11 protein-coding genes are annotated in these 15,961 nt (G+C 43.7%); 7 read left to right on the forward strand and 4 right to left on the reverse strand.

What is annotated here, in order from left to right:
- The 3 genes from KDK19_RS05750 to KDK19_RS05760 form a co-directional block, all read right to left on the reverse strand.
- A partial coding sequence (locus KDK19_RS05750) for a hypothetical protein (protein ID WP_257253316.1) occupies positions 1-1,346 on the reverse strand: 1,346 nt, incomplete at its 3' end.
- Between the two features lie 404 nt (positions 1,347-1,750).
- A complete protein-coding gene (locus KDK19_RS05755) occupies positions 1,751-3,799 on the reverse strand; it encodes a hypothetical protein (protein WP_257274597.1) in 2,049 nt (682 codons plus the stop codon).
- Positions 3,796-4,155, reverse strand: coding sequence for a hypothetical protein (locus KDK19_RS05760; protein ID WP_257253318.1), 360 nt, complete (start codon positions 4,153-4,155; stop codon positions 3,796-3,798). Before KDK19_RS05760 ends, KDK19_RS05755 begins: the two co-directional genes overlap by 4 nt.
- A 316-nt stretch (positions 4,156-4,471) precedes the next feature.
- Between KDK19_RS05760 and KDK19_RS05765 the strand changes: the two genes are divergently transcribed.
- The 6 genes from KDK19_RS05765 to KDK19_RS05790 all read left to right on the forward strand — a co-directional run bounded on the left by KDK19_RS05765 (position 4,472) and on the right by KDK19_RS05790 (position 12,725).
- Entirely contained in the window at positions 4,472-5,476 is a 1,005-nt protein-coding gene (locus KDK19_RS05765; protein ID WP_257253321.1) for a calcium:proton antiporter, read from the forward strand.
- Positions 5,477-5,783: 307 nt separating this feature from the next.
- Complete coding sequence (gene carA, locus KDK19_RS05770) at positions 5,784-6,938, forward strand: glutamine-hydrolyzing carbamoyl-phosphate synthase small subunit (protein ID WP_257253322.1); 1,155 nt, start codon at positions 5,784-5,786, stop codon at positions 6,936-6,938.
- 92 nt (positions 6,939-7,030) lie between these two features.
- Complete coding sequence (carB, locus tag KDK19_RS05775) at positions 7,031-10,252, forward strand: carbamoyl-phosphate synthase large subunit (RefSeq protein WP_257291531.1); 3,222 nt, start codon at positions 7,031-7,033, stop codon at positions 10,250-10,252.
- Entirely contained in the window at positions 10,249-10,725 is a 477-nt protein-coding gene (gene greA, locus KDK19_RS05780; protein WP_257253324.1) for a transcription elongation factor GreA, read from the forward strand. The genes carB and greA overlap by 4 nt, the downstream gene beginning before the upstream one ends.
- 198 nt (positions 10,726-10,923) lie before the next feature.
- Entirely contained in the window at positions 10,924-11,772 is an 849-nt protein-coding gene (locus tag KDK19_RS05785) for a hypothetical protein (protein ID WP_257253325.1), read from the forward strand.
- 491 nt (positions 11,773-12,263) lie between these two features.
- Positions 12,264-12,725, forward strand: a complete 462-nt coding sequence (locus tag KDK19_RS05790; protein ID WP_257253326.1) for a hypothetical protein — start codon at positions 12,264-12,266, stop codon at positions 12,723-12,725.
- Between the two features lie 83 nt (positions 12,726-12,808).
- Here KDK19_RS05790 and KDK19_RS05795 read toward each other — a convergent pair whose 3' ends face one another.
- Positions 12,809-13,384 (reverse strand): hypothetical protein, encoded by a 576-nt coding sequence (locus tag KDK19_RS05795; protein WP_257253327.1) that lies wholly within the window; start codon positions 13,382-13,384, stop codon positions 12,809-12,811.
- Positions 13,385-13,559: 175 nt separating this feature from the next.
- Between KDK19_RS05795 and KDK19_RS05800 the strand changes: the two genes are divergently transcribed.
- Entirely contained in the window at positions 13,560-14,804 is a 1,245-nt protein-coding gene (locus tag KDK19_RS05800) for an RING finger protein (protein ID WP_257253329.1), read from the forward strand.
- Positions 14,805-15,961: the final 1,157 nt, after the last annotated feature.

A 15,961-nucleotide genomic window follows, 5' to 3' on the forward strand; every position in this document is an offset into this window, starting at 1 on the left:
CCAGATGCCTCATTCAGATTCTGAATGGCATCATGCAGTTGTAGAAGAAACCGAATAATAAGGTGTTGAAAATAGGCATTACCGGGGTCGTACTGTGTTATGTCAATGTAGCTGAATATCAGGCGATCTTCTTCTGCAATGACGACGGTATTCCAGGAATGTTTTTTTAATGTCGAAAACATTTCGTTGATGAGGTAAACGTTTGCCAGTACGTCAGGAAACATTTGTTTCAGTTGAGCAAAAACAACCGTCCCCAATGCCGAGTATTTATCACAGTCGCCAATGCCCCTTCGCCAATATTCAGCTACTGAACAATCTATCGGGAAAGTCAGCTCCAGTTCTCCTTCATCCACTGATTCGTAGTGAAGCTTTTCTGAAACAATCTCCGCTGTCAGGTAGAGCAAATTATAAATCGTTGGGTTTTTTACACGTTTGGCTATGTTTTCAACGTACTTGAAAATCTCTTCCTGATCGTCGGTTGAAAAATGTCGCATAAATTCTTGTGAAAAATCTCTGCCAGAAAATACTGTGTTAAGCCGGAAAAATAAAGCTTTTGGTAGAGGAATAGTCTCTTTTTTGCTCTGGTAGCCAGCAAGATTACCAAGGTGTTCAAACTCAAGACGGGTTGTGGGATATACAGTGCAGGTCCGTTCGTCAGAGATTAGAGATGGGTAGGTGTCCAGGTCAATGCCACGAAAGTAAAGAGATTTTGCATCTTGCAGGTTCAGGGTTATATCCATACTCAGGGCTTTATGAAGAAAATCAGTAGGCACTTTTGAAACGTAGAGTTCTTTTAATTCATTGGTTGTTGAGGCGAGTCCCTTGTATCTGGGCAGATCTTCTATGGTTAGCCCCTTTTCCATTGTTTCTTGAAGCCAAACCTTCGAATAGTCAGAGTCAGCGTAGAAATAGTAGCCATTTTTGTATAAGGCGCTTGCAAGATCAGGAGGTATTCCATTTTTGAAGTAACTGGTCAAAATGTTGGCCTGATCAACGCCGGCTTCGAGGTAGCTATTCGCCTTTTGGGGACTTAACCCTGCCTGTAGAATTTTATCTATAAAAGCAGGTTCACCAGCCACACTGGGATGAAACGATGCAACGACTTCCGGAGTCATGTTACGCTGGGTAAATCTGTGAATGTCATACGGGCTGACCATTGGGGCTTTTTGAGAAAAAAGAAAGACTTCTTCTGCTGTGGTTCCCACCTCTGTGAGGCGCTCAATATCATAACCGGCCAGTGCGTCGTTCAGGCAATGTTCTTCTTGTTCTGTAATATCAGCGTTGACACAAAAACTCATCGTTATGAGTAATGCAGATATCAGCTTGATGGAATTTGGAATGCACATTGGCGTACTCCTTTAGTGCCGGGTTCAATAGTCCTTTCATACCAATCGAACTTTCTAACTCCCTATTGCGCTGAAGAGTCGAGCCTTAATCCTGCGTTGGCGATCGTCACCATAGCTAAGGCTATGACTCCTTATGCCGCCTTGTTTTAAAGCTCAAATATCCATGCTCATCACGAAAGTTAGAAAGCACTATTGGTATTAGAGTTTCGGGAGAGATATTAGTTCCCCTGGGAGGGAAATATAGTTTTGTCTCTGAATGGGTTCGTTCTGTGCAGCTGACCGGAACCGCAGAAAGCTGGATGTTTTTATCGAAGCCATTGGCCAGGTACAGATGCTGGAAGTTGTGCGAAGGAGAGGATTTATTCAAAGCCCCCTGAACAAGGTATTTTTGGCTGAGCCGGATTTCAGTTATCCGGAAGATTTCTTTCTAATACTTCCAACATCATGTTGTTGTCAGGATGCAATGCCTTTTGTTGTAATGCTCTGGCCAGTTCATAAAAACTATCTCCTGGCTTAGTTGTTTGAGACATATAATCAAGCACTATTTCATTTGATTTATCACAGACGTACTGGCAAAACTCGGGTAATCTACCTTCGTCTAATAACCGGGTAAAGTAACTTTGCCGATCATCAGCTGAGAGATGAGTATATTCATGGATTTTTGAGGTATCCGTTCCATTAAAAAAGTGCGGAATTAACGTTGAGATTAGCCCAGTATATCTCAGGATTTCGTCTGTGATTACTCTACATATTTTATTGAGTTCTAAATGGGCATTCTCAGGGGTATACCAGAGATCATGTTTGATTTTTCTGTCACATAACTCTATTTGCTCTTTGCTCATTGTTAACAGAGCTGATTTAACCTCTTGCATAAGGAATGGATTAAAATGAAATGCACTATTAGCTACTTTCCAGCGGCCTAAGAGTTTTGGGTTGCCTGTTGTTGGTATTTCATGACCACATCTGCTCAGTCCAAGGTAGGGTTTATTTAAGCATTGTGCAATATTAGCGGTGCTGGCTCCCGGTGCATAAATGGGGATGTTGGAAAAATAACAAATCAACTCAAACAGTCGCTTAGGTAAAAAAGTAAATTCAAATACGGTGACCTTATCTTTAAGTGATTTCTCAGCAGTAAAGTCCAGGCAGTAATTAGTTGAAAACTCTATATTACCAGTATCACTGAGCTCTTTTTTTTCTTTTTCAGACAGGTCGATCTTCTCGCTGTGTGGTGCAATAATAATGATAGGCTTATCGCCAAAACACGCTTTAGCGGCATTTGTGTAATTGTAATACTCATGTTTTAACATCCCCGAAGCATGATAGGAAAGGGCTAGATATATTTTATTTTCTTTGGCCGATTGCAATAATTCGGTAAAAAATTGAGCTAGTTTTTCAGTATCATAACCTTGTGTGACTGGATTTTCTAAGCTGTTAGCTATATCCCTTTTCATTAACTCTGGTGTTGACGTATCTTTATTGATCTCATATGGATAAATGGGCAGATGATTTTCTAGGTTTTTCAGGGGCATTTCCCTTGTAGATTCAGGGAACCACCTATAGTTAGTTATTTGAAATAATGGAGCTTTTGTTGATGTTTTATACGAGTCCCAAACGGTGTAAATTTGTAGTGTGTTTTTTGATAAAAGATGGGTTGGTATTGTCTCTTCTACGATGTATGGAATACCAAATAGCTTATCCGGTCTTATTTCTGGTGACGATAATTTGTGTTCCCCATAAATGATAAATTCATCAATGTCACGTGCAGGTAAACCAGAAAGAAGATTTGGTAATTTGTTGCTAAGAGTAGGTTCATAGCCAGAAAAGCGAACCAGATGTAAAGTGCCAGGAGAAAGTCTGACAAAATTCCTTAAGAATTCTATATACAGGTTTAAATTTCCATAACCCCGACCGTGGATAGCTTCTACCAGAAAAACGATTTCTTTAATTTTTCCAGCTTTACTTTGTAAAGAGGTAATTCTATTCATAGATGATGCATGAATCGGTATCTGCCTGAAAAAATCCTGAAGAAAAGATATCCATTGCTTGTCCTTTGGTATCAAACAACCAGCTTGCAGGAGAGCACTACTTTCGATAATAGAAGACTCTTTACTGCTTTTTAACTTTTCTGGAAGTGCCTCTGTGGACGAACTTTCATAAGCTTTTCTTTTTTTGTTATGCCATGTAATTCCTTCATGAGTTGAAACATAATAATGCTCTAGTTTAGTTGGGGGGGCAGGAAAAGGTTTTTCCAGGGTACTTTCCGGTGTGTGTACTTGGTTTATGACAGAAGTTGCACAAATATCATTCTTAAAGGTTCTGTTTATATTATGGTTTGCCTGACTGGCAAAGGTATCAGTAATATTTTGTTCGCCTTTTTCTGCTTTAATGGTTTTTTCTTGTGTTAACAGTTCATTGGTAAGTCCGGACTGAGCTGGAAAGTGACTATTAATCATAATGTACCTCCGAACCCATTCGCCGTTTGGGGGCTTAACACTGCCTGTAGAATTTCATTTATAAAAGCTGGTTCACCAGCCGCTCCAGGATGAAACGATGCAACGAATTCCGGAGTAATGTTAAGCTGGGTAAAACGGTGAATCTCATACGGACTGATCATTGAGGCTTTTTGAGCAAAAAGAAAGACTGCTTCTGTCGTGGTTCCTGTCTTAATGAGGCGCCCAATATCATAATCGGCCGGCGTAGCGTTCAGGGAGCATTCTTTTTCTTGTTTTGTACTATCAGCGTTGACGCACAAACTCGTAGTTACGGGTAATGCAGCCATCAGCTTGATGGCATGGTTTATAATGTTCATTGGTGTACTCCTTTACTGCCGGATTTAATAGTCCACTGGATATTAGAGTCTCGGGAGAGTGATTAGTTCCATCAGGAGAATTTAGAAGACTTTCAGGCAAAGAAGCCGGGAAAGATTAGGGAGATTTTCTCAGCTCATCTATTATTTGTTCACATGCGGCTAAGTGACTACTTTCCTCATATCAATAGCCTTCAAAACATATTTTTTACGGGTAGCTTGAGCAGTGATAAAACTACCTTTGGTGTTGAAATCCGAACCTGGGCTTTGTTCAGGTATTGCAGCATCAATACTGTTCTATTCGTTGTGCAACCACTTTTTGACGACAGGTTCTTCTAACTGGGTCAGTGCCGGACTGTTTCTGCTTTTGTTTGTTGTCATGCTTTGGTCTTCCTTTGGTGTGGTTCGCCATGCCGATGGTTTGGCCGAACAGCTGGGAGAGCCGTACGGCACTCTGATACTGACCCTGTCAGTGATCAGTATCGAAGTTATTGTGATTTCAGCCGTAATGCTGACGGGTAGTCATAATCCGACACTCGGTCGGGATGTGATGTTTTCTGTCCTGATGATTGTACTCAATGGGCTGGTCGGATTGTCGCTGCTTCTGGGAGGGGTCAGGCATGTTGAGCAGACGTTTAATTTACAGGGCGCTAACTCTTTTCTCGGGATTCTTATTCCTCTCTCTGTGTTGGGTTTGATTCTGCCTAATTTTACTGAGTCAACGTCCATAGGTACTTTCTCCCTTGAGCAAATCGTCTTTCTCGTTGTCATGAATGTCGTCCTCTATCTGGCTTTCCTGGGCATGCAGGCTATGAGGCACCGGCACTATTTTGTGGGCGATAATGAGGGTTATAATCGCAAGAGTGAAAAGAAGTTGTCTGTCTCGTCGCATACCCTGCTTTTGCTCTGCTACATGGTTCCCATTGTATTGCTGTCCAAAAAGCTGGCAGTGATTGTGGATTATGGGATTTATGAACTGGGGGCGCCTTCGGATCTGGGTGGTATGATTGTGGCGATTCTGGTTCTGTCTCCGGAAGGCATGGCGGCTATCAGGGCGGCAATAGCCAATAATCTTCAGCGCTCTATCAATATCTGTCTGGGATCGGCCTTGGCCACCATTGGTATGACTATTCCCGCCGTGTTGCTGATTGGAATTCTGACATCCAAAACCATTGTTCTGGGTTTGAATAATGTCGACGCATTATTGTTGGTTCTGACGTTGCTGGTTTCCATGGTGAACTTCGCATCAGGTAAAAGTAACCTTTTCCAGGGGGTGACTCATCTAACATTGTTTTTCTGCTACATGATTCTGATTTTTGACTGATCGAAATGCATAAATGCCTGTTTACGAGTGCACTGAATTCAAGTGTTTCCTGGTAGAAGAAAATCTTGTCTTTTTACGAATATTGTGTTCAAATGCGAAAAATTTGCATTAGATTTATTGAGGCAGTTAGCGTGCCCCTGAAATCCCTGATAAAAGTCGGATAAGAAAGCGAGACGGTGATTCAATTTACCTCTCGCTTTTTTTGAGCGTGCTCTTTAAGGGAGCAGGTGGAACAGCCTTGAGCGTATAGAAAATCATTTTGCCCATGAATGAGATGATTTTCATGAGGTGAATGTGGGAGGAATCATTGACTAAGTCAGCCGTACTGGCTCTGGAAGACGGAAGTCTTTTTCGGGGCATTGCCATTGGATCCGACGGAGAAACCAGTGGTGAGGTCGTTTTCAATACAGCCATGACAGGCTATCAGGAAATACTCACCGATCCTTCTTATTCCCGTCAAATCGTCACTCTCACCTATCCACATATTGGTAATACAGGTATTACTCCCGTAGACGAAGAGTCTACTGAAATTCACGCAGCCGGCCTTGTTATTCGTGATCTTCCTCTTCTCGCAAGCAACTGGCGAAACACAATGCCTCTTGATGAGTATCTTCGTACTAATCACATCGTAGCCATCGCTGATATTGATACCCGTCGCCTGACCCGCATCCTGCGAGAAAAGGGTGCCCAGAACGGTTGTATCCTGGTGGCCGATGAGAACGGTCATATTGATGAAGCGGCAGCTCTGGAAAAGGCTCGTGCATTCCCTGGCCTAAAAGGTATGGACCTGGCTAAGGAGGTCACGGTTTCCGAACCTTACGAATGGAAAGAAGGCGTCTGGGCTCTGGAGTCTGATGATCACCAGTCTGTTGACGAGCAGCCTTTCCATGTCGTGGCTTATGACTTTGGTGTGAAGCGCAACATTCTCAGAATGCTGGCCCAGCGTGGCTGCCGTTTGACGGTAGTGCCCGCAGTGACTTCTGCCGAAGAGGTTCTGGCCATGAATCCGGACGGTGTTTTCCTGTCCAACGGTCCTGGCGATCCGGAGCCATGTGATTATGCCATCAGGGCCATTCAGGATATTCTGGAAACCCGTATCCCGGTCTTTGGTATCTGTTTGGGTCATCAGCTGCTGGGTCTGGCCAGTGGTGCAAGCACCATGAAGATGAAGTTTGGTCACCACGGAGCCAACCATCCGGTGCAGGATCTGGATTCCGGTGTGGTGATGATTACCAGTCAAAATCACGGTTTTGCCGTGTCTGAAGAGAAACTGCCTGAGCATATCCGGGTCACTCACAAATCCTTGTTTGATGGCAGTCTTCAGGGGATTGAGCTGACCGACCGGCCCGCTTTCAGTTTCCAGGGGCATCCTGAAGCCAGCCCGGGGCCACACGATGTGGCGGTGCTGTTTGACCGGTTTATCAGCCTGCTGGAAGAGCATACAGCCGCTTCCCAATCCTGATCGGGTCGCTTGAAAAAGAGACTTACAGTACAGACAACAGGCTTTCGTGAGCAAAGAGCTCCGCAAGCCTGAGACAAGTTACGAGAGCAACGATGCCGAAACGTACAGATATTGAAAGCATCCTGATCCTGGGTGCGGGTCCTATCATCATTGGTCAGGCCTGTGAATTTGATTATTCCGGAGCCCAAGCCTGTAAAGCCCTTAAAGAAGAGGGCTATCGTGTCATACTGGTGAACTCTAACCCGGCCACCATCATGACCGACCCCAGCATGGCAGACGCGACCTACATTGAGCCTATTCGTTGGGAAACAGTCGCCAAGATCATTGAGAAAGAACGTCCGGATGCAGTACTGCCTACTATGGGTGGTCAGACCGCTCTGAACTGTGCTTTGGATTTGTTCCATAAGGGAGTTCTGGAAAAATATAACGTCCAGATGATCGGTGCCAGCCGGGATGCTATCGATAAGGCTGAAGACCGTGAAATGTTCGACACAGCAATGAAGAACATTGGTCTGGAAACACCCCGATCCGGTATTGCGCATACCATGGAAGAAGCTCAGGCTGTGCTGGATCAGGTAGGCTTTCCCTGTATCATCCGTCCTTCTTTCACCATGGGTGGTTCCGGTGGAGGTATTGCCTACAACAAGGATGAGTTTGAAGAGATCTGTAAGCGGGGTCTGGATCTTTCTCCCACCAATGAGCTGCTGATCGATGAATCCCTGATTGGCTGGAAAGAGTACGAGATGGAAGTGGTGCGCGACCGCAACGACAACTGCATCATTGTCTGCTCTATCGAGAACTTTGACCCGATGGGAGTTCACACCGGTGACTCGATCACGGTCGCACCTTCCCAGACGCTGACTGATAAAGAATATCAGATCATGCGTAATGCCTCTGTGGCTGTTCTGCGTGAGATTGGCGTTGAAACCGGCGGTTCCAATGTTCAGTTCGGTATTTGCCCGGACACTGGTCGTATGGTCGTGATTGAGATGAACCCCCGGGTATCCCGTTCCTCTGCCCTGGCTTCAAAAGCGACTGGCTTTCCGATTGCCAAAGTTGCAGCCAAGTTGGCCGTGGGCTACACCCTGGATGAACTGCGCAACGAAATTACCGGAGGTGTGGTACCGGCTTCTTTCGAGCCAACCATCGATTACGTCGTCACCAAGATTCCTCGTTTTGCCTTTGAAAAATTTCCTCAGGCCGACGATCGTCTCACCACCCAAATGAAATCTGTGGGTGAGGTCATGGCTATTGGTCGTACTTTTCAGGAGTCTATGCAGAAAGCCCTTCGTGGTCTGGAAACCGGAGCCACTGGCTTCAATCCCATGCTGGATGTTTCTGCTGAAGGTGCTATCGACAAGATCAAGGCAGAGCTGGTTGTTCCAAAGGCGGATCGTCCATACTACTTGGCAGACGCTTTTCGGGCCGGTATGACTCGTGAGGAAGTCTTTAACAGCTGCATGATCGATCATTGGTTCCTCGTCCAGATCGAAGACATTGTTAAAGAAGAGCAGAATCTGGTCGGCAAAGACTTGTCTGCGCTGGATGCCACCACTTTGTTCAGCCTCAAGCGTAAGGGTTTCAGTGATGCGCGTCTGGCAGAGGTGATGGCGATCTCTGAAACAGAAGTGCGTAACCATCGTCGTCAGCTGAAGATCAAGCCGGTCTTCAAGCGTGTAGATACCTGTGCGGCCGAGTTTGCCTCTACGACAGCTTACATGTACTCCACCTATGAAGAAGAGTGTGAAGCTGTGCCAACTGATAACGAAAAGATCATGGTTATCGGTGGTGGTCCTAACCGTATCGGTCAGGGTATCGAATTTGATTATTGTTGTGTTCATGCGGCTATGGCTGCCCGCGAAGACGGTTACGAAACCATCATGGTTAACTGCAACCCCGAAACGGTTTCTACCGACTACGACACTTCTGACCGACTGTACTTTGAGCCGGTCACTCTGGAAGACGTCCTCGCCATTATTGATGTCGAAAAACCCAAAGGTGTGATTGTTCACTACGGTGGTCAGACACCTCTGAAACTGGCTCGTGCTCTGGAAGCTGAAGGTGTGCCGATTATCGGTACCAGTCCGGATGCGATTGACCGTGCCGAAGACCGAGAGCGTTTTCAGGGCATGATCCAAAAGCTGGACCTGTTACAGCCTGCGAATGCCACGGTGCGCAGTGCTGAAGAAGCTGTTGCTAAAGCCAAGGAAATTGGCTATCCATTGGTTGTGCGCCCTTCCTACGTTCTGGGTGGTCGTGCCATGGAAATCGTGGCGGGCGAAGATGAACTGCAAAAGTACATGAAAGAAGCGGTTCAAGTTTCCAATGATAGTCCGGTGTTGCTGGACCTGTTCCTGAATCGTGCCGTAGAAGTGGATGTCGATGCAGTATGCGACGGCGAGCGTGTGGTTATTGGTGCCATCATGCAGCACATTGAGCAGGCAGGTATTCACTCCGGTGATTCCGGTTGTTCTCTGCCTCCCTACAGTCTCAGTCCCCGCATCCAGGACAAGATTCGTGAGCAGGTGAAAGCCATGGCTATGGAGCTGGGTGTTGTTGGTCTGATGAATGTTCAGATGGCGCTGCAAGACGGTGAACTCTATGTGATCGAGGTTAATCCGCGTGCGTCCCGTACAGTGCCCTTTGTGTCCAAGTGCATTGGTCACTCTCTGGCCAAGATTGCCGCTCGTGTCATGATGGGTAAAACTCTGAAAGAGCTGGATTTTACCAGAGAGATTGTACCTCCCTACTACTGCGTAAAAGAAGCGATCTTCCCATTCAACAAGTTCCCGGGTGTGGATCCGATTCTTGGCCCGGAAATGAAATCTACCGGTGAGGTGATGGGTGTTGGTGCATCTTTCCCGGAAGCCTATTATAAGGCCCAGCTGGCTGAAAACATGGCACTGCCAGAAGGTGGCCGTGTCATCATCAGTGTCCGTGATCAGGACAAACCAATGGTGCCTGGTATTGCGCGCCTGCTGATGGATACCGGCTTTGAGCTGATGGCTACCAGTGGAACTGCCCAGGTGATCGAAGATGCCGGCCTGCCCGTGACCCGGGTTAAAAAGGTGATGGAAGGTCGACCAAATATGGTGGACAGTATCGTCAATGGTGATATAGCCTTTGTTGTCAATACCACCGAAGGTCGTCAGGCCATTGCAGACTCCTATAAAATCCGCCGATCTTCGCTGACCAATAAGGTTCTCTACACCACCACCATGGCAGGTGCGGAAGCCATTGCCCGGGCCATTGCCTTTGGCTCGGAAAAAACAGTCAGAAGACTTCAGGATTTGCACGAAGGTAGGACTGGATGAATCGATATCCAATGACCGTGGAGGGTGAAAAAGCCCTCCGTGAAGAGTTGACTCAACTGAAAACCGTGGAAAGACCGCGCATTTCTCAGGCGATTGCTGAAGCCCGGGAACTGGGAGACTTGAAAGAGAACGCTGAATATCACGCAGCCCGTGAACAGCAGAGCTTTACTGAAGGTCGTATCAACGATATTGAGGCCAAGTTATCCAACGCTCAGGTCATCGATATCACTACGATCAAAAAAACCGGTAAGGTTATCTTTGGTACCACGGTTTTAATGGTTAATCTGGATACGGACGATGAAGTCGAGTACAAGATCGTGGGTGATGATGAAGCAGACATCAAATACAACAAGATCTCTGTGAACTCACCGATTGCCCGTGCCCTGGTTGGTAAAGAAGAAGGTGAAGTGGTGGTAGTGAATACACCTTCCGGCAATGTTGAATATGAGATCGATGAGGTTAAGCACGTCTGATGGTCTCGTTCTCTGCACGGGTTGGAGACCTGTGCAGAGAAGTTTCTTTTCCTCTCTCTGCCCTTCCTGATCAGCCAGGTGTTTTATGTCAGCCTAACTGACAGTGCTGTTAGTGATCTTGTCAGCCATTGATAGCATTCTTGTCAAACAACAAAAAACACAACAAAGAACACAACAAGGATTGATGGAGGGAGTAGTATGATAAATTTTCTGCAAACAGGCTCAGTACCCTTTGATAAGAATGCTATTACTGATAAGTTGGAAAAGCTTGGAAACCTTGCCTCCAGCTTCAGGCGCAGTACGGTCAGGGCATTCAATAACGTCTGTGGTTATATGAAGACTGCTGGCGACTTCTCTCACACCCACTACTCCGACCAAAGTTCAAGGAGCTCGGGCAGTGCCAAACAGGTTTCAGAACGAGCGATTGCCAGACCACCTTCAGAACGAGGTATTACCAGACCGGTTTCAAAACCAGGCCAGCCGGAGAGCCAGAATGACAACAATCTGGCAGCCAGACTTGAGAGTCTCAAAATTGATTGCTCTCGGGCGCATACTAAGCAGGATCTGGTGACGATGAAACAGAAAACCACAGGTCTCCTGGACGATGCCAAAACAAAGCTTCAGAATCATCCTGAGGCTGGCAAAGTGCTTGAAAAGCTGAATGTTGCGGTCAATTTGCTGGAAACTTCATCTGAAGATGAAAACCACGTCCATGAGGCTGCTGACTACCTTCAGAAGGTGCTGCTAGACGTTCGTTTCGATGAGTTGAGCCAGTTGCGTCAGCGAAATGACCAAATAATGAAAATTGAGCGGGATGTTGCTGATGTCCATGAAATAATGCATAACCTGCAAGGTATCGTTCATGAACAAGGTCAGGACGTGAGCCGGATTGAAGATCATATCACTCAAAGCAGAGATAATGTTGAAGAAGCCGTGGAGTCTCTGGATTCAGCGAAAAAGTCGGCTAAAAAAGGTCGCAAACTGAAGATTTTTTTAGGTATTGTGCTTGCCGTTGTCGGTATCACCCTGTTGGCCTGCTTGCTCTGATATAGCTGTCGAACGTGGAGGTGTGAGATGACAAGTCACTCACACCACCAAACCTTTTAGCTTTAAGAATTTCCGGGATTTGACTCAATACCTCTATTATTTTCTCTCAATGACTCTCGTAGAAACTTATTGTTTAGCGGGCTTAAAAGCTTTTATTTTTTTAATACCATCCAAAATTTCCTGACCCTTATCGGATTAACTCATTTTCGATAGACTTCGCAATTTTTTTAGAATGTGAACGGGAATAGTAGCTTTTTCTTAAGGAGCCCAATACAACTTTTCAACACCGTCACTACCAAGAAAAACATCACCAGATTAAAGTTTTTTCTGTAAGTCTCATTGCAAAAATCTGTACTGATTTAACAACCAGAAGGCAAAGCTATGTCTATACTGTTAGCTTTTAAATCAGAGTGTTTGCTTAATGAAAACTGTTAGAAATCTGCTTTTCTCTCTCTCTGTTACTTTGCAACATGGGTATCATTGGTAACCAAATGACCTATGCTAATGACAGCCTTAATGTTGTGGCAGTGTTATTTGCTCAAACTTTGTTGCAAGTCATGTTTCCTTATTTAACAGAAGAAGAGCAGGTAAACCTGCAAGCTTCTTCATCTGCTGCTGTGTTCAGGTCTGCTGCGGGAGGTGAAAATATACTTCAACAATTAGTTGACAAGCCAGAGTGGGTAGTCAGGGTTGATAGCCTGCTTGAGGTTCTCGAAATTACAGTGGCAAGAGTTCAATCATTGATTGATTCAGGGGATCTTGTTTTACAAGCAGTATACTCATATGAAGAAACAGTAGCATTGCAACGAGTATTAAACTCTAAAACAGCCATTATTCTGGAGTCTGGAATATCAACATATCCTCAGCATGAGCAACCAGGGATTAGACGTCAGATGGCAGAAAGAGTTAATGATTTTATGACCTTTCTACGTAGTAAGATGGATATGGAATAAATCATAGGCAATATGCCATTTCAAACCTTGCCGACGTTGACGGCGTCGGTGATTGGTTATGTGGTGCTAGTTGAAGGTTGCGATTAATCTTTGAAGGAGGCTTGATCTACAATAGTATAATCTCCTGATATCTGACTTAAAGTTGAGCTTCCGTCAGAGTGCAGTTCAAAATGTAAATCTTGATCAGAAATTCTCTCTAAAGCAATAACTCTGCTACTGACCATTGTGCGAGGTTGTTGTGGCTGATCCATTTTTACATTTCCAATGGCTGCCATGGTAATAGAGTCGCTGGATGCCAATCCAGGCTCAAACAGAACGACACCAAGAGATGGTGGATTGCTGATCTGTGAATATGAGCTGAGAAATTTTGACACCAAATCTGCATGCGGCAAGTGACGTTCATAGTAAAGATAGTAACTATCTCCCGCAATACTGTACAAATAGGAGGTGCACCCAGAACAGTTCTGACTGGTATGATAGACCTCGGCAAAATAGTCAATAAATCCAGATACTCCATCTATCTCGACATCCTTGACTTTCCCTTCACTATTGATGATACGAAATTTATTATTCGCTAACTTATCAATGCTTGAATAGCAAGTTACGGATAAACCTGTGAACAAAAAGAAGATCACTAAAATTCGAAGTGATTTATACATTCGTCATTTACCATGTCAGTAGTTGATGGTGAGCAGGTCAGTATAGACGCTTTTTCAGAAGCTTACATTTAGGTTCATAGTGCCAAACCCAACAGTTTACGATGGCAGTCTGCTGGATTTTTTTGTTGCGTGCGTCTACGTTTTTGATTCAATCCGTTTGAAAGCAGGTTTGTAATTGAAGAAAAGATTTGAGTTCTGTAAAAAGCTAATGGTCCTATCCTTAACAATCTTTTGTTTATCAGGATTTTGCTTTTCAGATTATCAAGAGCCTGATGAGAGTCAAGTGACTATAGGAGGTCAATCGATTTGGTATGACGTTGTTAAGGAGTCACTATGCAACTACATCTATATGCCAATAGATTATTACGTAGGCTCAAGAGGCGTTTTTCGTTTGGTATCAATACTTGCACTTGGGTATAGAAACTACTACGAATTTTATTTGCATCGTAGAGTTGGTGATAAAATAGACACTTGTCTTTTGATCGTTGCGCTAGCATTAATACCTGTAAATTTTATTTATGACATTTTAGAAGATAGAACAGCCTCAAGTACCTTAAGTAATAGCAATATGAAAGAAATAAAAATATCTAAGACAGTGGGGTTGACTTCTTTTGATTTAAGGCTTTCAGGCCTGTTAGAAAACAGTGCTTTATACAATATATCAAAACCATTACATAATCTTGGTGTTAGCAATATTAAATTTACCTCTTCTGAAGTAGATAATAAAATGCATCTTTTAATAGGGTTAACAAAGATGGGCAAACTTGAGGAAGTGTTCTTTGATATTTCATTCCCGACATTAGATTCCGATCGTTATCATTGGGTTGAACTTTGCTGTAATGAAAATAGTCATTGTAATCATTATTCCTCAATCCCACTAAGTATACTGTCAGAAGAAGTGATCAATGAGTTAGTCTTTTTATTAGATGGGAACTATGGTTTTGCGAAATCAATAAGTGATTTTAAAAGAGTCAAAGGAGTTGACTTTTCAGTTAATGAAATGTTTGTTGTAGTAAAAGTACAACAAAGAGAATCTGATATCTTTTCTTACGTTATATGTGACACTCAAACTCATACTTTACAACTAAAAAATAGCCGCTATTCATTTTCAAATAAAACTTTAGTCTATGAACTTATACAAAAATTAGCTGTTCAGGCTGAAAAATTAGCTGTTCAGGCTGAAGGGTGGTTTCGATATCTCATGGAATTAATTTTGAAGCAGTGTGAACATATAATGTTCTTCGCAATCACTGATTTCTTTTTTGAAGGTTATTTTCTTGGAGAATGTGCTATTTGCCGTGAAGCCATGATTCCAGGGGCAGTTTCGCCTGCCAGCTGTGACATACATTATTTCTGTACCTCATGCCTGATTGAATGGGCACAATATGGCGCTGGAATGTGTCCATATTGTAGAGATTAATGCAGCACACATCTTCGCCTTCAGCGACTGCCCCGCACGCGAATTAAAGGCTTGTTAGGTGCAAGATTACTTAAATGGATTGCATTTTGCAGCCGCAATGAAATCTCTGTAACATTTTCAGAGTTTAGATAATTAAAGCAATTACGGTTAAAAATATACCTGAAATAGTTTATAAAAGGCTTAAAGAAGGAGCCACTGCTCACATGACAGGAAGCTTTCCTCACCAGAAGTTCTATCTTGATATTCCAGACGGCTGACTTACGGATAGAGAGAAGAGTGTTGTTCCCAGCACGGTGTAAATAATGGGGCTAAGGAAAGTTATGCGGGAACTCATTTGTAAACCAGAAACTTTTTTTAGAGAATGATTTTCTTTATTTGAATTGGCAAGATCGTATACTCCTGACCTGAGCCTGATACGAACTGGACACCACTGGCAACATGATAGTGCCAGCAAGGTTTAACCGCTATATGTCTCGACTTTAGCTACTGCGTTGTAACTCGTAAATCCATTGGCTCGAAAGCAGTTAATTGCGCTTGACGGAGCTACGACTCATATGTGTTAGCTATGTACACCCGAGTTTAAGTTATTAAAAAAACCTTTATAGATTTAATAAGATATTTGCCTATATGAAAAACGTGACCATTATAAGTTAAAAATTATCCCCGATCTTGAATCTTGGGTTTGCTCAGCTCTTTGGATTAGATTGAAATGTTTTTTTGTTTTCTGCAACTACTAATTGCTCAGGTACCTTTTCTAAAAAGAATACTGATTCGATTAATTTTTTCATTACTGTTAGTAACTCTTTCTTTAAAGGGGCAGTCCTTAGAAATTGAAGGTGCTCTCTTAGTTAGGTCAATGCAAAATGCTTTATTCTTGATTGTAAAGGTTATTGAAAGTCAAGTTTCAGCCTCTTTTCACATATATCATCTACAAGAGAGCCTGGGAGATTATTGGGGTATTCATCTTGAACAGATCAATTCTGTTCAAGTCCATGAACAGGCTCTGAGCGTACAAATAACTTTATTTGAAGAGGTTTCCAACATTCCTACTGAGTTTTTTTTCATAAGATGGGTAGCTCCGAGTGAATGTAACTTTAGATAAATTACCAAATTGAGCGGAAAGCCCCGTACTTCTAGTTCGGGGATGGATAGCTCGC

This window comes from Endozoicomonas sp. ONNA1, assembly GCF_024606325.1.
GTDB lineage: Bacteria > Pseudomonadota > Gammaproteobacteria > Pseudomonadales > Endozoicomonadaceae > Endozoicomonas_A.